Annotated in this window: 20 protein-coding genes; 15 read left to right on the top strand and 5 right to left on the bottom strand. The window is 68.2% G+C overall.

The window, feature by feature from the left end; genetic code table 11:
* Positions 1-116: 116 nt before the first annotated feature.
* From NEF64_RS09730 to NEF64_RS09695, 8 genes are all read left to right on the top strand, one after another.
* Positions 117-989 (top strand): oxygenase MpaB family protein, encoded by an 873-nt coding sequence (locus tag NEF64_RS09730; protein WP_056408475.1) that lies wholly within the window; start codon positions 117-119, stop codon positions 987-989.
* 371 nt (positions 990-1,360) lie between these two features.
* Positions 1,361-2,629: an efflux RND transporter periplasmic adaptor subunit gene (locus NEF64_RS09725; RefSeq protein WP_056408478.1), complete on the top strand. Its 1,269-nt coding sequence runs from the start codon at positions 1,361-1,363 to the stop codon at positions 2,627-2,629.
* A gap of 122 nt (positions 2,630-2,751) precedes the next feature.
* On the top strand, positions 2,752-5,928 hold the full coding sequence (locus NEF64_RS09720) for an efflux RND transporter permease subunit (RefSeq protein ID WP_056408481.1): 3,177 nt from the start codon (positions 2,752-2,754) through the stop codon (positions 5,926-5,928).
* A gap of 10 nt (positions 5,929-5,938) precedes the next feature.
* Positions 5,939-7,351, top strand: a complete 1,413-nt coding sequence (locus NEF64_RS09715; RefSeq protein ID WP_200912200.1) for an efflux transporter outer membrane subunit — start codon at positions 5,939-5,941, stop codon at positions 7,349-7,351.
* 84 nt (positions 7,352-7,435) lie between these two features.
* Positions 7,436-7,942 (top strand): RNA polymerase sigma factor, encoded by a 507-nt coding sequence (locus NEF64_RS09710; protein WP_056408484.1) that lies wholly within the window; start codon positions 7,436-7,438, stop codon positions 7,940-7,942.
* A 7-nt stretch (positions 7,943-7,949) separates the two neighbouring features.
* On the top strand, positions 7,950-8,876 hold the full coding sequence (locus NEF64_RS09705) for a FecR family protein (RefSeq protein ID WP_235516469.1): 927 nt from the start codon (positions 7,950-7,952) through the stop codon (positions 8,874-8,876).
* An 80-nt stretch (positions 8,877-8,956) separates the two neighbouring features.
* A complete protein-coding gene (locus tag NEF64_RS09700) occupies positions 8,957-11,866 on the top strand; it encodes a TonB-dependent receptor (RefSeq protein WP_056408488.1) in 2,910 nt (969 codons plus the stop codon).
* Positions 11,866-13,134 carry a histidine-type phosphatase gene (locus NEF64_RS09695; RefSeq protein WP_056408491.1) on the top strand — a complete coding sequence of 423 codons (1,269 nt, stop codon included), beginning with the start codon at positions 11,866-11,868 and terminating at the stop codon, positions 13,132-13,134. The genes NEF64_RS09700 and NEF64_RS09695 overlap by 1 nt, the downstream gene beginning before the upstream one ends.
* Before the next feature lie 13 nt (positions 13,135-13,147).
* On the opposite strand, the gene NEF64_RS09690 is transcribed toward NEF64_RS09695, so the two are convergent.
* On the bottom strand, positions 13,148-13,468 hold the full coding sequence (locus NEF64_RS09690) for a hypothetical protein (protein ID WP_031441677.1): 321 nt from the start codon (positions 13,466-13,468) through the stop codon (positions 13,148-13,150).
* A gap of 145 nt (positions 13,469-13,613) precedes the next feature.
* Between NEF64_RS09690 and NEF64_RS09685 the strand changes: the two genes are divergently transcribed.
* Together NEF64_RS09685 and NEF64_RS09680 are read left to right on the top strand one after the other, a co-directional pair.
* Complete coding sequence (locus NEF64_RS09685; protein WP_082447000.1) at positions 13,614-14,426, top strand: IclR family transcriptional regulator; 813 nt, start codon at positions 13,614-13,616, stop codon at positions 14,424-14,426.
* A gap of 34 nt (positions 14,427-14,460) precedes the next feature.
* A complete protein-coding gene (locus NEF64_RS09680; RefSeq protein WP_416374986.1) occupies positions 14,461-14,814 on the top strand; it encodes an L-rhamnose mutarotase in 354 nt (117 codons plus the stop codon).
* Between the two features lie 4 nt (positions 14,815-14,818).
* On the opposite strand, the gene NEF64_RS09675 is transcribed toward NEF64_RS09680, so the two are convergent.
* Positions 14,819-15,595, bottom strand: coding sequence for an L-fucose dehydrogenase (locus NEF64_RS09675; protein WP_031396388.1), 777 nt, complete (start codon positions 15,593-15,595; stop codon positions 14,819-14,821).
* The gene (locus NEF64_RS09670; protein ID WP_056408495.1) at positions 15,592-16,446 is read right to left on the bottom strand and encodes an amidohydrolase family protein; all 855 of its coding nucleotides are present in this window, start codon (positions 16,444-16,446) and stop codon (positions 15,592-15,594) included. The genes NEF64_RS09675 and NEF64_RS09670 overlap by 4 nt, the downstream gene beginning before the upstream one ends.
* 148 nt (positions 16,447-16,594) lie before the next feature.
* On the opposite strand from NEF64_RS09670, the gene fucP reads away from it, so the two are divergent.
* The 5 genes from fucP to lldD are packed head-to-tail and all read left to right on the top strand — an operon-like array spanning position 16,595 to position 21,955.
* Positions 16,595-17,899 carry an L-fucose:H+ symporter permease gene (gene fucP, locus NEF64_RS09665; protein WP_107045805.1) on the top strand — a complete coding sequence of 435 codons (1,305 nt, stop codon included), beginning with the start codon at positions 16,595-16,597 and terminating at the stop codon, positions 17,897-17,899.
* Positions 17,896-18,636, top strand: a complete 741-nt coding sequence (locus NEF64_RS09660) for an SDR family oxidoreductase (RefSeq protein WP_056408499.1) — start codon at positions 17,896-17,898, stop codon at positions 18,634-18,636. The genes fucP and NEF64_RS09660 overlap by 4 nt, the downstream gene beginning before the upstream one ends.
* A 43-nt stretch (positions 18,637-18,679) precedes the next feature.
* Positions 18,680-19,528 carry a fumarylacetoacetate hydrolase family protein gene (locus NEF64_RS09655; protein WP_056408503.1) on the top strand — a complete coding sequence of 283 codons (849 nt, stop codon included), beginning with the start codon at positions 18,680-18,682 and terminating at the stop codon, positions 19,526-19,528.
* The gene (locus tag NEF64_RS09650; protein ID WP_056408505.1) at positions 19,525-20,814 is read left to right on the top strand and encodes an L-fuconate dehydratase; all 1,290 of its coding nucleotides are present in this window, start codon (positions 19,525-19,527) and stop codon (positions 20,812-20,814) included. The genes NEF64_RS09655 and NEF64_RS09650 overlap by 4 nt, the downstream gene beginning before the upstream one ends.
* 7 nt (positions 20,815-20,821) lie before the next feature.
* Positions 20,822-21,955: an FMN-dependent L-lactate dehydrogenase LldD gene (gene lldD, locus NEF64_RS09645; RefSeq protein WP_056408508.1), complete on the top strand. Its 1,134-nt coding sequence runs from the start codon at positions 20,822-20,824 to the stop codon at positions 21,953-21,955.
* 33 nt (positions 21,956-21,988) lie between these two features.
* Here the strand turns inward: lldD and NEF64_RS09640 are convergent, their stop codons facing one another.
* The gene (locus tag NEF64_RS09640; protein WP_056408511.1) at positions 21,989-22,624 is read right to left on the bottom strand and encodes a 2-dehydro-3-deoxy-6-phosphogalactonate aldolase; all 636 of its coding nucleotides are present in this window, start codon (positions 22,622-22,624) and stop codon (positions 21,989-21,991) included.
* Positions 22,621-23,520, bottom strand: coding sequence for a 2-dehydro-3-deoxygalactonokinase (locus NEF64_RS09635; RefSeq protein ID WP_056408513.1), 900 nt, complete (start codon positions 23,518-23,520; stop codon positions 22,621-22,623). The genes NEF64_RS09640 and NEF64_RS09635 overlap by 4 nt, the downstream gene beginning before the upstream one ends.
* Between the last annotated feature and the right edge of the window lie 102 nt (positions 23,521-23,622).

The following is a 23,622-nucleotide window of genomic DNA, read 5'->3' as shown; positions in this document are numbered from 1 at the left end:
ATTCTCCTGTCGAATGCGTGCTTGTCGCGCGCGGATCCCGTCAGCGCAATCACGGACCGCCAATTCCGTAGCCGCTCCGTCGTCAGGCGCGAAAATGCCGATCGCGCGTTCATGCCATGATGAAAGACCTTCCTACTCTGCTGCGCGAGCGGGCCAGATCCGGCGCCAAGGCCCGGATCGTCGGGCAGGTGCGTGCGCTGTTCAACGACCAGGCGCGCGGCGAGGCGCCGGTCGAGCGCAGCGCTGCGGCGATGTTCGCGCCCGATGCGGTGATCGGCACAGTGCATGGCGACGTGGTCAGCATGATGGTCGGCGGCGTCGCGGCACTGCTGCTGCAGATGCTGCACCCGGCGGTTCTGGCGGGCGTCTGGGATCATTCGAACTTCCGCACAGACATGCTCGGCAGGTTGCGGCGCACCGCGCGGTTCATCGCGGTCACGACCTATGGCGAGCGCACCGATGCGGAGGCGGTGATCGCGCGTGTCCGCGCGGTGCACGCGCACATCGCCGGGACGCTCCCTAACGGCACGCCCTACCGCGCGGACGATCCCGCACTGCTCGCCTGGGTCCATGTCTCGGAGGCCTGGTGCTTTCTCGCCGCGTGGCAGCGTTTCGGCGACCACCGGCTCGGCATGGCCGAGCAGGACGCCTATTATGCAGCGTTCGCCGAGGTCGGCGAACTGCTTGGCGCCGCATCGCTGCCGCGGGATCGGGCGGGAACGGACCGTTATCTGCAGACCATGCGCCCGCAGCTCGTCGCGGATGCCCGGACGCGCGAGGTTGCCCGGTTCGTGCTCGAGCAGACACCCGCGAACCCGCTCGCCCTGCCCGTCCAGCGTATGGTGATGCAGGCCGCGGTCGATCTGCTACCCGCATGGGCGCGGCGAATGCATGGGCTGGCGGGGTCGCCGGCCTTGATGCGGCCCGTCGTCACGTCGGGCACACGCAACCTGGCGAAAACATTGCGCTGGGCGTTTGTCGACCAATAGCCGATCCCCGGCCGTCGCGATTAAACTACCATACGGTATGTTAATCTGGTTGACAGGTTTCCGCGGCGCTTTATATACCAGCCGGTAGACAAACAGTCCCGGCCGATGGTCGGTCAAATTGTCGTCCGTCAATCGTCTTCCGGCCAGCGAAGTTGCCGACACTGTCCTAGTCGAACGCCAAGAATTCCGCAGTTTTCAGACCGGTCACGGCGTAATGCCGGCGACCGGATATCGTCCACGCTCGTCATCTGGACTGTCGATGCCGCGCGCACCGACGATCGGTGACGCATGTCCATTACAACGGGGGGCAATCCCATGGCATATCCCAGATTCACGTGCACGTCAGCCGATCGATCACGGAGCGACGCGGCATGACCGTGTTTTCCCCGATCAAAACGGCCGACGCCGCGCCGGTGGAGGCCCCTGCCCCCCGACGCAGACCCATTTGGCAGCGCGGCGCGATGCTGCTCGTGCCGGTCGCGCTGGTGGGCGCGATCGGCGTCCGGCTGCTCGATCAGCCCGATGCGGCGATGGCGGCGCCCCCGCCCGCCTCGGTGACGGTCGCGTCGCCGCTGGTGCGACAGGTCAGCGAATGGGACGATTATGTCGGCCGGTTCGCGCCGAGCCGCAGCGTCGAGATCCGGCCGCGTGTCGCGGGCGAAGTCACCGGCGTCCACTTCCATGACGGCGATATCGTCCGCAAGGGACAGCTGCTCTTCACGATCGACTCGCGCCCGTTCGCCGCCGCGCTGGCCGAGGCGCACGCCAACGTCGCGAGCGCCAGGAGCGCCTTGTCGCTCGCGCGGACCGACCTCGGCCGCGCGCAGCGGCTGGTCGCCGACGAGGCCGTCTCGGCGGGTGAGGTCGACGCGCTGCGTGGCAAGCTCGAAGCCGCCAGCGCCGCACTCGCCGCCGCGCAGGCGCGCGAACGTGCCCGCGCACTCGACGTCGGCTTCACGCAGGTTCGCGCGCCGATCGGCGGGCGCATCTCCGATCGCCGCGTCGATGCCGGCAACCAGGTCGCGGGCGGCGAAGGCACCGGCGGCACCGTGCTGACGACGATCAACGCGCTCGATCCGATCTACTTCAATTTCGACGGGTCGGAGGCGCTCTACCTCAAGACGCAGCGCGCACGGCAGCCCGGCGCGACCCCGGCGGCGGTCGAGATCCAGTTGCAGGACGAGACGGAGCATCGCTGGAAGGGCAAGCTCGACTTCACCGACAACGGTCTCGACCAGCGCTCGGGCACGATCCGCGGCCGCGCGGTGCTCGCGAACCCGGGCTATTTCCTGACGCCGGGAATGTTCGGCAACATGCGCCTTGCGAGTGCGGGCACGCGGCAGGCTCTGCTGGTGCCGGACGATGCGGTGCAGACCGATCAGGCGCGGAAAGTGCTGCTGACGATCGATGCGAAGAACGTCGTGAGCCAGAAACCGGTCGAATTGGGGCCTGTGGTCGATGGCCTCAGGATCGTCCGCTCGGGGATCGGGCCGAACGACCGGATCATCATCCAGGGGACGCAGATGGCCATGCCTGGCGCGACCGTCGCACCGAAGCCGGGCCGGATCGCGGTCGCGACCGGGGCGGCAGCGCCGGCTTCGGTCCAGCCCATCTCGGGTGAGGCCACGCTCTCCCAATAAAGTCCGTCATCCTGACGAAAGTCAGGATCCAGAGTTCGAAACGTCACGCTGTTGGCTCTGGATCCTGATTGTCATCAGGATGACGGAGCGATCGAGCGCGCCCCTCTACCGAGGAAATTCCCATGCGCTTCTCGCGCTTCTTCATCACCCGGCCGATCTTTGCGGGCGTGATCGCGGTGATCATCACGATCGTCGGCGCGATCGCCTATATGGCGCTGCCGGTGTCGCAATATCCCGACATCGTCCCCCCGACCGTCACCGTCAGCGCGACCTATCCGGGCGCGTCGGCCGAGACGGTCGCCGAAACCGTCGCCGCGCCGATCGAGCAGGAGATCAACGGCGTCGACAACATGCTCTACCAGTCGTCGCAATCGACCGGCGACGGCAAGGTGACGATCACCGTCACCTTCAAGATCGGCACCGACCTCGATGCCGCGCAGGTGCTCGTCCAGAACCGCGTCGCGGTCGCGGTCCCGCGCCTGCCCGAGGACGTGCAAAGGCTTGGCGTCGTCACGCGGAAGACGTCGCCCGACTTTCTGATGGTCGTGAACCTCATCTCGCCCGACAACTCGCTCGATCGCGGCTACATCTCCAACTACGCGCTGACCCAGGTCCGCGATCGCCTCAGCCGCATCGACGGCGTCGGCGACGTGCAGCTGTTCGGCGCGCGCGATTATTCGATGCGCGTCTGGATCGACCCCGGACGCGCGGCCGCGCTCGACCTCACCGCAGGCGAGATCGTCGCAGCGCTCCGCGCACAGAACGTTCAGGTCGCCGCCGGCACGCTCGGCCAGCCGCCCTACGACAAGGGCAACAGCGCGTTCCAGCTCAACGTCGAGACGCAAGGACGCCTGACCGATCCCAAGCAGTTCGCCGACGTCGTCATCCGCACCGACACGCAAGGCCGCCAGGTCCGCGTCTCGGACGTCGCCCGCGTCGAGCTCGGCGCGCAGGATTACGGCGCCAACACCTATCTCAGCGGCAAGCCCACCGTCATCGCCGCGGTCTTCCAGCGTCCCGGCTCGAACGCGCTCGGCGCCGCGCAGGCCGTCACTGCCGAAATGGAAAGCATGTCGAAGCGCTTTCCCAAGGGCCTGGAATACAAAGTCATCTACAATCCGACCGAATTCATCGCGCAGTCGATCGACGCGGTGAAGCATACGTTGTTCGAGGCGATGATCCTCGTCGTGCTCGTCATCCTCGTCTTCCTGCAGAAATGGCGCGCGGCGATCATCCCGATCGTGGCGATCCCGGTCTCGCTGATCGGCACCTTCGCAGTGCTCGCCGCATTCGGCTACAGCCTCAACAACCTGTCGCTCTTCGGCCTCGTCCTCGCGATCGGGATCGTCGTCGACGACGCGATCGTCGTGGTCGAGAATGTCGAGCGCAACCTCGAACACGGGCTCTCGCCGCTGGAGGCCGCGCGCACGTCGATGGACGAGGTGTCGGGTGCGCTCGTCGCGATCGTGCTCGTGCTGTGCGCGGTGTTCATCCCGACGGTGTTCCTCACCGGGCTGTCCGGCGCGTTCTACCGCCAGTTCGCAGTGACGATCTCGACCGCGACGATCATCTCGCTGCTCATCTCGCTGACGCTGTCGCCGGCGCTCGCCGCGATGTTGCTCAAGCCCAACGCCCCTGCCGGCTCGGGCAACCGCCTGACCCGCACGGTGCGCCGCGCGGGCGACGCGTTCAACCGCGGGTTCGAACGGATGAGCGAAAGCTATGCCCGCCTCACCGCGCGCCTCGTCGCCGCGCCGAAGCGGATGATGGTCGCCTATGCCGCGCTGATCGCGGTCACGGTCGGGGTCTTCGTGGTCACCCCGTCGGGCTTCGTCCCTGCGCAGGACCAGGGCTATTTCCTGACCGTCATCCAGCTGCCCCCCGGCTCGTCGGTCGAGCGTACCGACGCGGTAATGCAGAAGGTCGCAAAACGCATCCTGCCGCTTGCCGGCGTCAAGGGCGCGGTCATGCTCGCGGGCTTTGACGGCCCATCGCAGACCCTCGCCCCGAACTCGGCCGCCGCTTATATTCCGCTCAAGAGCTTTGCCGAGCGCAAGAAACTCGGCGTCACGCTCGCCAGCATCATGGCGGAATCGCAGAAGGCGACCGGCGACATCACCGAGGCACGCCTGCTGATCGTCCCGCCGCCCTTGATCCAGGGCATCGGCTCGGCCGGCGGCTATCGCCTGATGGTTCAGGACCAGGGCGGCCACGGCTTTGGCGACCTCGGCAAGACGAGCTACGACCTGATCGGCAAGGCGAACCAGACCAAGGGCCTGGCGCAGGTCTACACCTTCTTCGATACCGCCACGCCGCGCATCTTCGCCGATGTCGACCGCGCCAAGGCCAATCTGCTCGGCGTCCCCCCAGAGCGCGTGTTCGAGGCGTTGCAGGTCTATCTCGGCTCGGCGTTCGTCAACGACTTCAACCTGCTGGGGCGCACCTACCGCGTCACCGCGCAGGCCGACGCACCGTTCCGCAACACCACCGCGGACATCGCCAACCTCAAGACCCGCTCCAATTCGGGCCAGATGGTCCCGGTCGGCTCGGTCTCGACGTTCCGCGACAAGACCGGCCCGTACCGCGTCGTCCGATACAACCTGTTCCCGGCGGTCGAGGTCGATGGCGACACTGCGAAGGGCTATTCCTCGGGCCAGTCGCTGGTGGCGATGGAAAAGCTCGCCGATGCGTCGCTGCCCGCGGGCTATGCGCATGAATGGACCGGCATCGCCTACCAGCAAAAGGCGGCCGGCAGCACCGCTGCGCTGGTCTTCGGGATGGCCGTGCTGTTCGTCTTCCTCGTCCTCGCCGCGCAATATGAGAGCCTGACGCTACCGCTCGCGATCATCCTGATCGTGCCGATGTGCCTGCTCGCGGCGATGACCGGGGTGAATTTGCGCGGGATGGACAACAACGTCCTTACGCAGATCGGGCTGGTCGTGCTGATCGCGCTCGCCGCCAAGAACGCGATCCTCGTGGTCGAGTTCGCCAAGCAGGCCGAGGAGCAGGACGGGCTGTCGCCGGTCGAGGCGGCGGTGCGCGCGGCGAAGGATCGGTTGCGACCGATCCTGATGACGAGCTTCGCGTTCATCCTCGGCGCGGTGCCGCTGGTGATCGCCGACGGGGCCGGCGCCGAACTGCGCCAGGCGCTCGGCACCGCGGTGTTCTTCGGGATGATCGGCGTGACCGGGTTCGGGCTGCTCTTCACCCCTACCTTCTATGTCGTCGCACGGGCGCTGGCGCTGCGGTTCGAACGCCGCAAGCCAGCCCCCGCCGCGACCCTTCAGCCAGCCGAATAGGACCAGCATCATGAAGTCCGTCCTCCTCGCGAGCCTCTCGGCGCTGACGCTTGCGGCCTGCGCCGCCGGCCCCGACTATGTCGCGCCGATCACCCCGCCCAAGGCCGCCGCATCGTTCGTCACCGCGAACGCCGCTACGATCACGACCGCGCCCGATAACGACTGGTGGCGGATGTACCGCGACCCCGTCCTCGACGGCCTCGTCGCCGACGCGCTGGCGGCGAACACCGACCTGCGCGTCGCCGTCGCCCGGCTCGACAGCGCCCGCGCGTCGCTGCGCGGCGCCAAGACCGATCGCGAGCCGCAGGTGAACGCCAGCGGCAGCGGCAATTACGCGCGAACCTCGCAGCTCCAGAACCTGCCCGGCTTCGACCGCGAGCGCGCCACCTACGATGTCGGGCTCGACGTCAGCTACGAGGTCGATCTGGCCGGCCGCGTCCGCCGCAACGTCGAGGCCGCGCGCGGCGACGTCGGCGCGGCGCAGGCCGATGCCGACGCGGTGCGGGTCTCGATCGTCGCCGCCACAACGCGCGCCTATGTCGACGCCGCATCATCCGCCGAACGCCTCGCGGTCGCCCGGCGGATCGTCGACCTGCTCGACAAGTCGAACACGCTGACCGGCAAGCGGGTCGATGCAGGTCGCGCCGCGCGTCTCGATCAGGTCCGGATCGCTGCCCTGCGCGACCAGCGCGCCGCGAACATCCCGCAGATCGAGGCCGAGCGTCAGGCGGCGCTCTTCCGCCTCGCCACCCTCACCGGCCGCACCCCGCAGGACCTGCCCGCCAGCGCCGGCGCGCGCACGACCACGCCGCGTCTCGACCGGCCGATCCCGATCGGCGACGGCGCGATGTTGCTCGCGCGCCGCCCCGACGTGCACGCCGCCGAACGCCGCCTCGCCGCCGCCACCGCGCGGATCGGGGTGCAGACGTCGCAGCTCTATCCGCAGATTGCGCTCGGCGGGTCGATCGGCTCGACCGCGCTCAGCGTCGGCGACGTCTTCACCGGCGGGCCGGTCCGCTGGCTGCTTGGCCCGCTGCTCAACTGGACGGTCAACCAGTCCGCGGCGCGCGCGCGCATCGCCGGCGCCGAGGCCGATACACGCGGCGCGCTCGCCAGTTTCGACGGCAGCGTGCTGACCGCGCTTGAGGAAACCGAGACCGCGCTGTCCAACTATGCGCGCGAACTCGATCGCCGCACGCAACTCCAATCCGCGCACGACAACGCCGCCACCGCCGCGCGCATCACCCGCGCGCGCCAGCGGGAAGGCCAGATCGACTTTCTTGACGTCCTCGATGCCGAGCGGACGCTGGCGGATACCGATACCGAGCTTGCCGCAGCGGACGCCCGCATCGCGGGGGCGCAAGTCGACCTCTTCCGTGCGCTCGGCGGGGGGTGGCAGGCGCCAGGCCGCCCTGCCGGCTGACACCGGCGCGGCATCGTCGCGTGTCACGGATCCGTCGCCGGCACGTCATCAAACTGAACCGGCGGGCGCATACCGCCTGGGCCGATGGGGACGTCCGAGCTCAGCATAATCGATACCGGGGCCGGTCGCCTCTGGGCGGGCTGGTCGCGTCTGCGCGCGCAGGTCGAACGGCTGACGCGGCGGGCGGATGGCGAGGATCTGCTCCACGACGCCTATGTCAGTCTGGCGACCCTGCCCGCGGCGCCGCGCAACGACGAGGCGTTCCTTGTCCATGCGGCGGTCAATCGTGGCCGCGATGCATTTCGGCGCGAGGCCGTTCGCGGCGCGAGCGAAGACGCGGGAGCGATCGAGTGGCTGCGCGACTGTTCGCCGATCCAGGACGAAGTGCTGATCGCGAAGGCGCGGCTCGACCGGGTGCGCGAGGGCCTCGATCGTCTCAGCCCGCGGACGCGCGAGATCTTCCTGATGCAGCGGCTCGACGGGTATAAATATCGCGAGATTGCTGCGCGTCTGGGAATAAGCCAGAGTGCGGTCGAAAAGCACATGGCCAAGGCGATGACCTTCCTGGTCGATTGGACGGAGGATTGGTGAGCACGCAATGCATGGCCGCAAATCCCTAGACCGGATGTTTTCGGACAAGGCGGCGCCCGAACGCACCGCGGCGCAGTGGATCGCGCGGCTCAACGCGGACGACGTCAGCGCACGGGACGCGATCGTCTTTTGGGAATGGCTGACCGCGAACCCCGAACATGCCGAACGGTTTGAGCGCGCGACCGACCTGTGGGACATGGTCCCGGGAACCGCACCGTCGCGCGCGCCGGTGGTGACGCGCCGCCGCGCGCTGGGCGGGGTTGCGGCACTCGCGGTCACGGCCGTCGCGGGAACCGGTGTGTTCCAAGCCGCCTATGCCGCGACGCCGTATCGGACGGGGATCGGCGAGCAGCGACGGATCGTGCTGCCCGACGGCTCGGCCCTGCTGCTCGACGCGGTCACCCGGCTTCATGTGGTCGCGACCGAGCGGCGGCGGCGGCTCTGGCTGGCGCAAGGTCGCATCGACCTGACGGTGGCGCCATCCGCGACCCCGTTCACGATCACCGCGGCCGACCGCGCGATGAGCGCCGGCGCGGGCCGCTTTGACCTGCGCTGCGACGCGCGCGACGGGGCGGCCTTTACCGCGATCGAGGGGCGGGCGACGATCGTCGCTACGACTTCAACTGGCGTTGCGCAGCTCCTGACCGACGGGTCGCGGCTGCGGAACGATGTGATCGATCGTCCCGACCTCGCGGCGACACGGGCCTGGACCAGCGGTCGTGCCGCGTTTCACGACGATACGCTCGCGACGGTTGCCGAGGAGGCGAACCGGTACAGCGCGACACGGCTGGTGATCGCGGATCCCGCGGCCGCCGGACTGCAGGTGAGCGGCATGTACCGGATGGGCGACAATGTCGCGCTGGGGCGTGCGCTCGCGGCGCTGCTCGGTTTGCGGTTGCGAACGATGGACGGTGCCGTCCTGCTCGGCGGATAAAAATTCGCGTCAGCGGGGTGGGGTAGATCGCGGCTCGCCCGTCGAGGAGGTGCGGCAGTATCGCCGCCTTCCTTGGGGGGATGAACACCGTGACGACCAATCGCCGGCGCCTGCGCCGTTCATTCGTGATGGGCGCAGCCTGCGCCGCGCTGTCGACCGCCTTTGCACCCGCCACGGCGATCGCGCAGGCCAAGATGGTACGCGTGCATCTGGGTGCCCAGTCGCTCGGCCGGTCGCTCGAAGCGCTCGCCCGCCAGAGCGGCATCGACATCCTGTTCACGCCCGCTGCGGTTGCCGGTCGGACCGCACCCGCGATCGACGGCACGATGGCACCGCACGCCGCGGTCGAGCGGCTGATCGCCGGCACCGGGCTGATGGTCCGCCAGCAGCCCAATGGCGCGCTGATCGTTGCCGCGACGGTCGAGACCGCAGCGCCGCAGACCGCAGCGACCACGCCGGACGACGAGACCCGCGAGATCGTCGTGACGGGCTATGCGAGCAGCCTGACCGGCGCGCTGGCGCAGAAGCGCAAGGCGACCAACGTCATCGACGTCGTCAAGGCCGAGGATATCGGCAAGTTTCCCGCGCAGAATATCGCCGAGGCGCTTCAGCGCGTCCCCGGCGTCTCGATCGTTCGCGATCGCGGCGAAGGCGTGTTCGTCCGGATCCGCGGGCTCGGCGCCAATTTCCAGGTGGTGACGCTCAACGATCGCTCGGTCGCGGTGAACGAGAATGTTCGCGACAGCGGGCAGAGCGGGCGCCAGTTCCGGTTCGACACGCTGCCGTCCGAGCTCATGTCCGCGGTCGAGGTGATCAAGAGCCCGCGCGCGAGCCTCGACGAAGGCGGCATCGGCGGCACGATCAACCTGCGCACCTTCCGCCCGCTCGACCTGAAGCAGCCGGTGCTGTCGCTATCCGCCACGGCAAGCTCGCCGCGCCTGGCGGATGCGGTCGATCCGCGACTGTCGGGCATGGCGAGCTGGGCGAGCCCGGACGGCAAGTTCGGCGCGCTGATCGCGGGCGTTTACGACGAGCGCACCACGCGGCAGGACCGGATCACCGGCGTCGGCTGGGCGGACGGAAAGATCGACACCGACGGCAATGGCTCGCTCGACAGCGACACGATCCTGATCCCGACCGCGATCCGCCCGACGCTGGAGCGCGAGAATCGCGACCGGATCGGCATCAACGGCGCGGTGCAGTGGAAGCCCGACGATCGGTTCGAGCTGAACGTCGACGGGCTGTGGAGCCGGCTGAACGTCGCCTATGACGAGCTGACCTATTCGGCGGCGGATGGCTCCAACCTGCCGCGCGGGATCGTGCCGGGCAGCGCGGTGATCGAGAACGGCGTACTGACCGGTGCGACGACGACCGCCTCTACCACGCAGATCGGTCGCGAGACGTCGGTGCTCCAGTACAAGAACTGGCTGGTCGGCACCAATGCGCGCTGGCAGGCGGGCGGCTGGACGATCGCCGCGGACGGCAGCATCGGCCAGGCCTATTCGAACACGCCCGAGCCGATCTACCGCACGCGCCTGCTCGGCACGGTCGGCGCGACGACGTTCGATTTCGGCAAGGCGGGCGACCGGCTGCCCGACGTGACGCTGCTGAGCGCCGACCTGTCGAACCCGGCGCTGCTGCCCGGACGGCGGATCGAATATCGCGTGAACGACTCGAAAGACCGCGAACGCGCCGCGAAGCTCGACGTGACGCGCGACCTGACCGGCGTGGTCAGCGCACTGCGTGCGGGGGTGAAATACCAGAAAAGAACGCGCGCCTATGATCGCCGCGACATCAATTTCACCAGCGGCATCGCGGGCAAATATTTCGACGCGAGCTATTTCGTCCCGTTTCCGGTCGATGATTTCCTGAAGGGCGCGAACGGCACCCTGCCGACCAGCTGGGCGATGCCCGATCCCGCCAGGTTCCTCGCCGCCGCCACCGGCAAGGAGGCGCTGCTCGCCGCGCCGCTTGCGCGCGGCGATCTGCGCAACAGCTATGCGATCGGCGAGGAGATCCTCGCAGGCTACGGCATGGCCGATTTCGCGTTCCCGCTTGGCGGCCTCGCAGTGCGCGGCGATATCGGCGTGCGCTATGCCCGGACGCGCCAGACCTCGTCGGGCTATGCCGATGACGGCAAGGTCGCGCTGCCCGTCAGCTACGACAAGACCTATGACAACATCCTGCCCTCGCTCAATCTGGTCGCCGAGGTCTCGCCCGATCTGCAGATGCGGTTCGCCGCGTCGAAGGTCATCACCCGGCCGTCGCTCGCCGATCTGGCGCCGCGCCTCACGATCAATTCGAGCCCGACCGTCCTCACCGCGGTCGGCGGCAACCCCGAGCTGAAGCCGTTCGAGGCGTGGCAATATGACGGCACGGTCGAATGGTATTTCGCGCCCGGCAGCGCGCTGGTCGGCGGTGTGTTCTACAAGGACATCACCACGTTCGTGTTCCAGCAGACGCGCGACTTCGTTCTCGACGGCCAGACCTATCGCCTGACCGCGCCCAAGAACGGCGGCGACGCCTATGTCGCCGGCGTCGAGATCGCGTATCAGCAGCTGTTCAAGATGCTCCCCGCCCCGTTCGACGGGCTCGGCGCGCAGGCCAACTATACGCACACCAAGACCGGCGGTACCTATGCGCTGGCGACCGGCGGCGTTTTCCGCGATGCGCTGGTCGACGTCGCCAAGGACAGCTTCAACCTGACCGGCTTCTACGAGAAGGAGCGCGTCGGCGTGCGGGTGAGCTATAGCTGGCGCGGCAACGTGCTGCGCGACGTCGGCGGCGCAGGGCTCGCCGCCAACAACGACAGCGCGTTCGGCAGCCTCGATTTCGACATGTCGTACAAGGTGACGCCGAACGTGACCTTCGTCGTGCAGGGCATCAACGTCGCCGGCGGCGTCCAGTGGCAATATGTCCGCGACAACCAGTTTGCGGGCTATACCGATTACGGGCGGACGTTCATGGCCGGCGTCAGGGCCAAGTTCTGATGCGGATAGCCTCGCTCGCGACCGGCCTTGCGCTGGTCGCCTCGTCCCTCGCGCCGGCACAAACGCCGCCGCCGCGAGAGGACAAGCTCGAACGCGTCGTCATCGTCATGCGCCACGGCGTCCGCAGCGCGATGTTGAGCCCGGAGGAGCTCGGCCGCTACAGCCGCCGCGCCTGGCCGCGCTTCAAGGTGCCGGCGGGGCATCTGACCGCGAATGGCGCGGCGCTCGTGACAATGCTCGGCGGCTGGTACGCGGCGCGCTACCGGCAGCAGGGCCTGCTCGGCGCGAGCGACTGCGCGGTCTATTACTGGGCGAACCACACGCAGCGCACCGAGGCGACCGCGACCGCGCTCGCCGCCGGCCTGACGCCGGGGTGCGCTGCGCCGATCCACCAGTCGGCGGCGGCCCCCGATCCGCTGTTCGAGGCGCCGCAGACCCCGCTCGCGCCGCTCGATGCCCCGCGGATGCTCGCGGCGATCTCCGCGCGGGTCGGCGGCGATCTGGCGGCGTGGGACGCGCGTCAGACCCCCGGCCGCGATCGGTTCGAGGCGCTGATGCTGCAATGCCGCCGTATCCCGTGCTCCACGACCGAGCGCACCCGGGTCCAGCGCCGGCTGGGCGATACGCCGATCACGATGCGGATCGACGCGACGGGCAAGCCCGACCTCACCTCGCCCAGCCTGCAGGTCGCCGGGATCGCCGAGAGCCTCGTCATGGCCTATGCGGACGGGCTCGCCTTCCCCGGCTGGAGCGGGATCGACGCGGCGACGATCGGCAAGGCGCTCACCGTCCATGGCGCCGGCATCGACCTGCGCACACGCACCCCGGAAGTCGGCCGCCAGACCAGCAGCTATCTCGCGATGCGGCTGCTCGCGACGCTTCAGCGCGGTGCCGGCGCGACCGCGCTGGCCGACCCGATCGGCGACGCAGAGAAGATCGTCGTCGTCAGCGGCCATGACGGCACGGTGACGATGCTCGCCGGGCTGCTTGGTCTCGACTGGACGCTACGCGATTATGCTGCGGGCGAAGCGGCCCCTGGCGGCGGGCTGGTGTTCGAGCTGTGGCGTCGTGGCGCGACCGGCAAAAGCGTCGTACAGGTCCGCTATGTCGCGCAGGGGCTCGACCAGATGCGCTACCGCATCCCGCTGTCAGCGCAGACTCCGCCCGAAACCGTCGCGATCCCGGTCCCCGGCTGCGGCGACCCCTGCCCACTCCCCCGCTTCACGCGCTACGTCCTCGATCAGGTGTCGCCCCCACCGAAGGAGTAGCGCGGAGGCGCGCTTAATTGCCCTCGGCGTCGACAACGAATACGACGGGCTTGCCGCGCGACATCGGCTCCCAGCCTGCGCCCAACGCCGCCCGGATACCGCGCGAAATGGTCGGATCATCGATCTGGAGCCGCCCGCGCGGCAACCCCTTCAGCAGGCGCTTGGGGGCGGGAAATTCGAGCATCGCTTCGCGCTGGCAGTCCTTTTCGAGCAGCGAAAGGACCATCCCCTTCCACCCGTCGTCGTCCGACCATTGCGGCTCGCTCTCGAGGCGCCAGTCATAGGTGGTGCCATCGACGTCAATGGTACCGGAAGTGCTGAGATTTTTCGACATGCCGCCGCCTTAGCAGGTCTGTCACGGCATGCCATGCGTCTGATCGCACGCCATAGCGGGGCCTGAATTACCAGCCTGCGACCGGAGCCGCTATGTTCTTGGCGTGGGTGATCGTAGAAGCCGCAAAAAGCGCACCGGGGGAGCCATGACGACGAAATCGCGCTATCAGGCGCCCGCGCTCAAAAAGGGGCTCGAGATCCTCGAGCTGCTGGCCGCCGCCACCGCGCCGCTCAACATGTCGGATATCTCGACCGCGCTCGGCCGGTCGGTCAGCGAGATCTTCCGCATGCTGCAGGTGCTCGAGGAACACCGCTATATCGCGCGGGGCGATGACGGTTACCGCCTGACCAACCGGCTGTTCGCGCTCGGCATGAGCCAGCCGCCGGTCCGCAACCTTGTCGGCATCGCGCTCCCGGTGATGAGCGAAGTCGCGCGGCGGACCGGGCAAAGCTGTCACATGGCGGTGGCGTCGGGTGCCGAGATGGTCGTGATCGTCGGCGTCGAGGCCCCCAGCCTGTCGGGCTTTGCCATCCGGGTTGGCTATCGCCGACCGCTGCATCGCTCGGCGTCGGGACGCGTCCTGCTCGCGTTCCAGTCGGCGGACGTGCGCCAGGCCATGCTCGACGACGTGCGTCTGGCCGGTGCGGATTTCGACACGGCCGCGCTGGCGGCGGAGCTGGACGCGATCGCAGCGAAGGGTCTGCACACCACCCCAAGTCCGGTCCTGAATGCGATCACCGACATGTCGGTGCCGATTCTGGTGATGGGGTCCGCGCGGGCAGCGTTGACCGTGCCGTTCGTCGATGGCCCGGGCGCACGCGTGACGCTGGACGCATCGCAGGCGGTGCTGCGCCACGCCGCCGCGACGATCGCCGAGCAACTGTCCCCCGAAGTGCGCGACGGGCTGTATCAGCGGGTCGTCGACCATGGCGTGTCGGACGCTGGATCCGACGGCTGAACGCTGCAAGCGCGTCGCCTACTCCCTACTTACGATGGAACACCATATCATGTGGCATTGCCTTCTGCTCGACCTTCACGACGATGCCGCGCTGATCGCGGCGTATCGCGATCGCCACCGCGCGGTGCCGCCGGCCGTGCTCGCCTCGATCCGAGCGGCGGGGATCGAGGCGATGGACATCTATCAGCGCGATGACCGGCTGGTGATGATGATGCGGACCGGCCCCGATTTCGACCCCGAGGCAAAGGCCGCAGCCGACGCGTCCGATCCCGCCGTAGTCGCGTGGGAAGCCGCGATGTCGCGCCTCCAGCGTCCGTTGCCGAGCGCGCAGCCGGGCGAGAAATGGCTGCCCGCCGAACGCATCTTTGCGCTCGACGAGCAGGGCTGACCGGTCAGGTCAGCGTGCGGTCGAGATGCGTGTAGCCGCCATCGGGGATGATCCACTGCCCGGTCGTGTGCGACGACCGCGCCGACAGCAGGAACACCACGGTATCGGCAATCTCGCGGTCGGTCGTCAGCCGCCGGCCAAGTGGGATGTTGCCCGCGATCTCGTCGAGCTTGGCCTGCGGATCGTCGAACGTGTCGATCCACGCGCGATAGAGCGGCGTCATCACCTCGGCAGGGAGCACCGCGTTGACGCGGACGCCGTCGCCGACCAGCGCCGCCGCCCATTCGCGCGTCAGGCCGAGCTGGGCGGCCTTGGCGGCGACATAGCCGCTGGTCTGGCCCTGCCCGGTCAGCGCGGTCTTCGACGAGATGTTGACGATCGCGCCGCGGCTGGCCTTCAAGTGCGGCAGGCAATGATGCGCCATGCCGTAATAATGGCCAACATTGGCGACCAGCGAGGCGAGGAAGGCCGCTGTTCCCGCTTCCAGCCCGATCCCGTCATTGGCGCCCGCATTGTTGACCAGGCCATGGATGCCGTGCCCCGCCGCGACGATCTGCGCGACTGCCGAGGCGCAGGCGCCGTCGTCGGTCATCTCGGTGCGGATGAACATCGTTGCGGGCTGAAGCGCACGGATATTCGCCTCGAACGCAGGGTCGAGCGCGCTGCGACCGAGGATCGCGGGGATCGCGCCCTCCTCCGCAAGCAGCGTCGAGATCGCGCCGCCGATCCCGGCGCCACCGCCGGTGACGATCACCAGTTTACCGTCGAGTCCCAGCTTCATGATAGTCCATCCTCGATAGTAGATAAGCGATAGACGCGCGCCGCCGTGCCGCCAAAGATCGCATCGCGGTGCCCCGGGCAGGCGCGCGCGACGAAGGTTTCGATCAGGTCGACCACCGCCGCATGCTCGGCGGCAAGCAGGCACACCGGCCAGTCGGATCCGAAGATCAGACGGTCCGGTCCGAAGCAGGCGAGCAGATGGTCGAGATACTGCGCGATGTCGGTCGGCGACCAGGCGGCGTGATCGGCCTCGGTCACCAGCCCCGACAGCTTGCAGGTGACGTCTGGAAAGGCGGCGATGGCCGCGATCGTCCGGGCCCAGGGGCCCCATTCGCCACCCGCGATGTCGGGCTTGCCGCCATGATCGAGTACCAGCGACCCCGCCCCGGCCGCTTCGAGCAGGTCGGCAACGCAGGCGAGCTGTGCCGGCCCGCGGACGAGTATGTCATAGACGAGACCGCGCGACAGGATCGTCCGCACGCCGCGCAGGACATCCTCGCGCAGCAGATAGCGCGGATCGGGTTCGTCCTGCGCGATGTGCCGTATGCCCACAAGCGACCGCGATGCGTGACGGTCGAGCTGGGCTGCGACGTCGGGCGCGGTCAGGTCGACCCAGCCGACGACACCCATGATCCAGGGAGTCGCGTCCGCGAGCGCGAGCAGCCAGTCGGTCTCCGCCGCGCTGTGGCAGGCCTGCACCGCGATGCAGCCGTCGAACGCGGCGGCCTCCAGCGCGGGCCGGACGTCGACCGGGAGCCGGTCGCGCGCGAGCACGCTGCCGGGCTGGATCCAGTCATACTCCACCGTGCGATAGCGCCAGAAATGCTGGTGCGCATCGATCCTCTTCACCATCGGGCTTTTGCATCCCTTCACTTATTGCTCACCTGTGACATGATTTTTTATATATGCAAACCTCTCTCAAGGCCTATGATGGCGGCAATCGCACCAGAGGCGACGAAGAGAGGATGTCATGGCACACGCTGCGAAGGGCTCGAGCCACATGGCCGACATAGCTGACACCGCGTCGAGCACAGGGCGTTTCATCCGGCCGGGATTTCGGACGGGCTTCATCCTCGTCACCAGCCTGTTCTTCCTCTGGGCGCTTGCCAACAACTTCAACGACATCCTGATTCGCCAGTTCCAGAAGGCGCTCGACCTCAATCGTGCGCAGGCCGGCCTGATCCAGTTCGTCTTCTATGTCGGCTATTTCGTGATGGCGCTGCCCGCGGGTCTGGTCATGCGCCGCTTCGGATACCGCGCAGGCATATTGACCGGACTGGCGCTGTACGCGATCGGCGCTTTGCTGTTCTGGCCCGCCGCCGAAGTCCGCGAATATGCGGCCTTTCTCGGCGCGCTGTTCGTGCTGGCGTCGGGTGCTGCCTTTCTGGAAACCGCCGCCAACCCCTATATCGTCGCGTTCGGCGACCCGGCGCGTGCCTCGCAGCGACTGAACCTCGCCCAGGCGTTCAACGGCTTCGGCGCGGTGCTCGCGCCGACGATCGGCGGTCTGTTCATCTTCTCAGGCGTCGAGCATGACGCGGCGACGCTGACGACGATGCCGCAGGCGCAGTTGGTCGCGTATCGCGTCGCCGAGGCGCGCATGGTGCAGGTGCCCTATCTGCTGCTGGCGATCATCGTCGTGCTGGTCGGCGTCGCCATCGCACTGGTCCGCCTCCCCGCGCTCGACACCAAGACCGACGACAGCGCGCATGACGGGCTGTTCACGGTCCTGCGCGCGCCGGGGCTGTGGCGCGCGGTGGTCGCACAGTTCTTCTATGTCGGCGCACAGGTCGGCATCTGGAGCTTCTTCGTTGATTTCGTGAAGGACAGCCTGCCCGCCACGCCCGAGCGGTCGGCCGCCTATCTCCTGTCGCTCAGCCTCGTGCTGTTCATGGCGGGGCGGTTCATCGGCGCTGCGCTGATGCACAGGCTGCCGGCGACCCGGTTGCTGTTCGGGTGCGCGGTCGCCAACATCGCGCTCTGCGCGGTCGCGATGCTGTCGGGCGGCTGGATCGCGGTCGGTGCGCTGGGGCTGACCAGCTTCTTCATGTCGATCATGTTCCCGACGATCTTCGCGCTCGGCGTCCGCGATCTCGGACCGCGCGCGACGATCGGCTCTTCGCTGATCATCATGGCGATCATCGGTGGCGCGCTGGTGCCGCCGGTGATGGGCCTGATCGCGGGCGCAGCGGGTGGCCTGCACGTCGCGATGGCGTTGCCGCTGGTCTGTTTCGCGGTCGTCGCACTGTTCGCGCGCGGCGCGACCGACGCCCCCCTTTCCCCTACCATGAGGACGATCCATTGAGACTGAACGGTAAACGCGCGCTGGTGACCGCTGCGGCGCAGGGCATCGGCCGATCGATCGCGGAGGCGTTCGTCGCACAGGGCGCGACGGTCTACGCCGCCGACGTGAACGGCGAGCTGCTCGCGACCGTCCCGGGCGTCACGCCCATCATGCTCGACGTCACCGATGCAGCGGCGGTCGCCGCGCTGCCGGTGCAGATCGGCGACATCGACATCCTCGTCAACGGCGCAGGCTATGTCCATGCGGGCGATATCCTGGCCTGTGACGAAGACGCCTTTGCCTTTTCGATGACCCTGAACGTCACGTCGATGTACCGGCTGTGCCGCGCCTTCCTGCCGGGCATGCTCGCACAGGGCAGCGGATCGATCGTCAACCTCGCCTCGATCGCCTCGAGCGTGAAGGGCATTCCCAACCGCTTCGCCTATGGCACGACCAAGGCCGCGGTGATCGGCCTGACCAAGGCAATCGCGGCGGATTATGTCCTGCGCGGCGTCCGCTGCAACGCGATCTGCCCGGGCACGATCGACTCCCCGTCGCTGCGCCAGCGCGTCGCCGAGCAGGCGACCGCGGCCGGCATTCCGCTCGAAGAGGCGACAGCCGCCTTCGTCGCGCGCCAGCCCGTTGGCCGCCTTGGCCGCCCCGAGGAGATCGCAGCGCTCGCGCTGTACCTCGCGTCCGACGAGAGTGCATTCACCACCGGCACGACCCATGTCATCGACGGCGGCTGGGTCAACTAACCACCCCCTTCCCCACGACCTAGAACCAGAGGACGTTCGCTCCATGAAACTGTTACGCTACGGCCCGATCGGCCATGAAAAGCCCGGCATGCTCGATGCCGATGGTGCGATCCGCGATCTGTCGGGGGTCGTGGGCGACATTGCCGGCGATGCGCTGACGCCCGAGGGGATCGCGACGCTGGCGGCGATCGACCCGGCGACGTTGCCGCTGGTCGACGGCACGCCGCGCTACGGCGCCTGCGTCGGCGCGGTCGGCAAGTTCATCTGCATCGGCCTCAATTACAGCGATCACGCCGCCGAAAGCGGGATGGATGTGCCCAAGGAGCCGGTCATTTTCAACAAATGGACCAGCGCGATCTGCGGCCCCGACGACGCGGTCGAAATGCCCCGCGGCTCGACCAAGCTAGACTGGGAAGTCGAACTCGGCGTCGTGATCGGCAAGCCCGGGCGCTATATCGACGAAGCCGATGCGATGGCGCATGTCGCGGGCTATTGCGTCATCAACGACGTCAGCGAGCGCGAATACCAACTCGAGCGCGGCGGCACCTGGGACAAGGGCAAGGGCTGCGACACGTTCGGGCCGATCGGCCCGTGGCTGGTCACGGCCGACGAGGTGCCCGATCCTCAGGCGCTGCGGCTGTGGCTAGAGGTCGACGGTCACAAGTATCAGGACGGCACGACCGCGACGATGGTGTTCGGGGTGGCCGAGATCGTGTCCTATCTCAGCCGTTTCATGAGCCTCCAGTCGGGCGACGTGATCTCGACCGGCACGCCCCCCGGCGTCGGCCTCGGCCAGAAGCCGCCCAAATATCTGGCGGTGGGCAATGTCATGCGCCTCGGCATCGAAGGCCTTGGCGAGCAGACCCAGCGCGTCGTGGAATCGCGCGCATGACGACGATCACCGGGCTGCGCATTCGCGACGTCCGCTTCCCGACCAGCCTTTCGCTCGACGGCTCGGACGCGATGAATCCCGACCCCGATTACTCCGCCGCCTATGTCGTGCTGGAGACCGACACGGCAGGGCTCGAAGGGCACGGCCTGACCTTCACGATCGGGCGCGGCAACGAGATCTGCGTCGCCGCGATCGGCGCGCTGCGCGAGCGGGTGATCGGGCTCGACCTCGACTGGATCGCGGCGGATGCCGGGCGGTTCTGGCGCCACGTCACCAATGACAGCCAGCTACGCTGGATCGGCCCCGACAAGGGCGCGATCCACCTGGCGACCGGCGCCGTCGTCAACGCGGTGTGGGATCTGTGGGCGAAAAGCGTCGGCAAGCCCGTCTGGCAGCTGGTCGCGGACATGACGCCCGAGGAACTCGTCCGCACGATCGACTTCCGCTACATCACCGACTGCATCACGCCCGACGAGGCGCTCGCACTGCTGACCAAGCGCGCCGAGGGCAAGGCGGAGCGCGTCGCGACGCTCAAGGCCGAGGGCTTTCCCTGCTACACGACGTCAGCGGGCTGGCTCGGCTATTCGGACGAGAAGCTCTACCGGCTGGCACGCGAGGCGGTCGATGCCGGGTTCGATCATATCAAGCTGAAGGTCGGGCGCGATCTCGACGACGATATCCGCCGGCTGCGGATCGCGCGCGAGGCGATCGGTCCCGATGCCAAGCTGATGATCGACGCCAACCAGATCTGGGAGGTCGACCAGGCGATTGAGTGGGTCAACTCGCTCGCCTTCGCGAACCCGTGGTTCATCGAGGAGCCGACCAGCCCGGACGACGTGCTGGGCCATGCCAAGATCCGCCGCGGGATCGGATCGGTCAAGGTCGCGACCGGCGAGATGTGCCAGAACCGCATCCTGTTCAAACAGTTCATGGACGCGGGCGCGATCGACGTCGTGCAGATCGACGCGTGCCGTCTCGGCGGCGTCAACGAAGTGCTTGCGGTCCTGCTGATGGCGGCCAAGCACGACCTGCCGGTCTGTCCGCATGCCGGTGGCGTGGGGCTGTGCGAATATGTCCAGCACCTGTCGATGATCGACTATCTCTGCTTTTCGGGCACGCGCGAGGGTCGGGTGATCGAATATGTCGATCATCTGCATGAGCATTTCGTCGATCCCTGCGTCATCCGCGATGCCGCCTATATGCCGCCGACGCGGCCGGGCTATTCGATCGAGATGAAGCCCGCGTCGCTCGAACGCTATGCGGTGTCGGCGGAAGTGCGATACTGATCGCGTCATGATCATCGCCTCGACGCACGACTTCCGCGAAGCCGCCCGACGGCGGCTGCCGCGCTTCCTGTTCGATTATGCGGATGGCGGCGCCTATGCGGAGCAGACGCTGCGGCGCAATGTCGACGACCTCGCCGACATTGCGCTGCGCCAGCGCGTGCTGCGCGACGTCGCCGACATCGATCTGACGACGTCGCTGTTCGGACGGACGATGGCGCTGCCCGTTGCGCTCGGCCCGGTCGGGATCAGCGGGATGTATCATCGGCGCGGCGAAACCCAGGCAGCCCGTGCCGCGACCACCGCGGGCGTGCCCTTCTGCCTGTCGACCGTTTCGATCTGTCCCTTGTCGGAGGTGAAGCAGGCGAGCGGCACGGGCGCGTTGTGGTTCCAGCTCTACGTCATCCGTGACCGGGCGTTCATGCGCGACCTGATCGCCACGGCGAAAAAGATTGGCGCGGAAGCACTCGTCTTCACCGTCGACATGCCGGTCCCGGGCGCGCGGTACCGCGACGCGCATTCCGGCATGTCCGGCGCGGGCGCCCCCTTGAAGCGCGTCCTGCAGGCGATTGGCCGGCCCGGCTGGGCATGGGACGTCGGGCTGCGCGGGCGGCCGCACAAGCTCGGCAATCTCGAACCCGTGCTCGGCAGCAACAGCGGGCTCAACGACTATATGGGCTGGCTCGGCGCGAACTTCGATCCGTCGATCGGCTGGGCCGATCTCGAATGGATCCGCTCGGCCTGGGATGGACCGCTGATCATCAAGGGCATCCTCGACGTCGAGGATGCACGCGAGGCGGTGAAGATCGGCGCGGACGGCATCATCGTCTCGAACCATGGCGGCCGGCAACTCGACGGCGTGCTGTCGACCGCACGCGCACTGCCGGCGATCGCGGACGCGGTCCGCGGTCAGGTCACGGTACTGGCCGACTCCGGCGTACGGTCGGGGCTCGACGTGGTCCGGATGCTGGCACTGGGCGCGGAAGGCGTGTTGCTCGGTCGCGCCTGGGTCTATGCGCTCGCCGCGCGGGGAGAGGCCGGGGTCGACCTGCTGCTGACGCTAATCGAGCGTGAGATGCGCGTCGCGATGGCGCTGACGGGCGTCCGCCGGATCGCTGATATCGATCGGACCATCCTGGCCTAGGAGCGCGGACGACCGCGCTACCCAAGCCCCGCGTTACACGGACCGCGTCGCCTGCCAGGCTGCGACGAGTGCGCGGGCGCGCGTGCCGACGGTGGCGGCGGTGTCGCCGGGCTTGTAGAGCGCGCCACCGACGCCGATCCCCTCGGCCCCCGCCGCCAGCCAATCGGCCAGATTGTCCGCCCCCGTGCCGCCGACCGCCCAGACGCGGACGGTCTTCGGCAGGATCTCGCGCACTGACTTGAGATAAGCGGGTCCGAATGCGACCGCGGGAAACAGCTTCAGGCGTCGCGCTCCCGCAGCGATCGCCTGGAACGCCTCGCTCGGCGTGACGAACCCGGGCATGGGCTCGAGCCCGAGTTCGACGCCGCGGGCGATGACGGCGGGGTTCGTGTTGGGCGTCACCATGATCGTACCGCCGGTCGCAGCCAGCGCCTCGACCGCAGCGATGTCGAGCACCGTCCCCCCACCGATCGCCGCCCGATCGCCGAACGCCTGCTGCAGCATGCGAATGCTCGTCGCCGGGTCTGGCGAGTTGAACGGCACCTCGATCAGGCGGATGCCGGCGTCGACCAGCGCCTCGCCGATCGCCAGCACCGCGTCGGGTGCGACGCCGCGCAGGATGGCGACGATGGGCGCAGTGCCCGATGCGAGCAGATCATCGACGGTCATGGTGTCTCCAGCAAGGCAAGGCCGGCAAGCGCACAGGCTTCGCCGGTATGAACGGTAGCGCCAAGGCCGCGTGCCGCGAGCGCGCGGCCATAGCGGTCGGCAAGCGCCGGATCACCGATCAGCGTGATGGTGCCGGTTGCCGCGGGCAGGATCTCGGCGATCTCGGCGCCGATGACCAGCCCCGACAGGAACCCCAGTGCCCAGCGGCCGCTGGCCCCCGTGCGCAGTTGCGCTGCCCGCGTCTCGAACAGCGCGCCGAGCAAATGCCCGCCCTCGGCGATACGGTCGAGCCCAGCGTCGAAACCGATGGCGTCATCCTCGGCCGCGCCATCATCCGCCGCCGCACGCGTCAACGTCGAATGCCGCCGCAGCAGCGCGAACAGCTCGCCCGTCACGAACGTCTGGAACCCGGTCACCCGGCCGTCCTCGACGGTCGCCCATTTGCTGTGCGTTCCGGGCAGCGCGATCAGATGACGTCCGGATGCAAGCTCGGGCATAAGCGCCATCGCACCGAAGATCTGCGTCTCCTCGCCACGCATCACATCGGGTGCGCCCGACCCGCGCGTGCAGGCAAGCCCCGCGCCGATCGTGACGGGGATCCGGTCGACCATCGCGCGCGCCGATCCTGCCGCCCAGATTGCCGGATCGGCAGGACAGTCGACATAGGGAATCTCGACCCAGCCGTTGCGCGATCCGACCATGCCGCAGAGATGGATCGCGCGCGGCTCCGATGTTTCGCGCCAGCGTGCGAGCGCGCCGCGCAGCACTTGCTCGGGCGTCTGGCCGCCAAGGTCCCCGATACCGGGCCCCGCGGTGCGATCAACGACCGCACCGTCCTCGATCCGGTAGAGCCGCAGGTTGCTCGTGCCCCAGTCGCCACCGACGGTATAGCTCATCGATCGCGCCTGACATGGCTGACGGCGAATAGCGAACCCGCTGCGATCGCCCGATTGGGTGAGATCAAACGCTTATCCAGAACCGGGCTCCCGTTCGCGGCC

The organism is Sphingomonas aerolata, assembly GCF_023935825.1.
Lineage (GTDB): Bacteria > Pseudomonadota > Alphaproteobacteria > Sphingomonadales > Sphingomonadaceae > Sphingomonas > Sphingomonas aerolata.
This window is presented reverse-complemented; position numbering and strand designations above follow the sequence as displayed.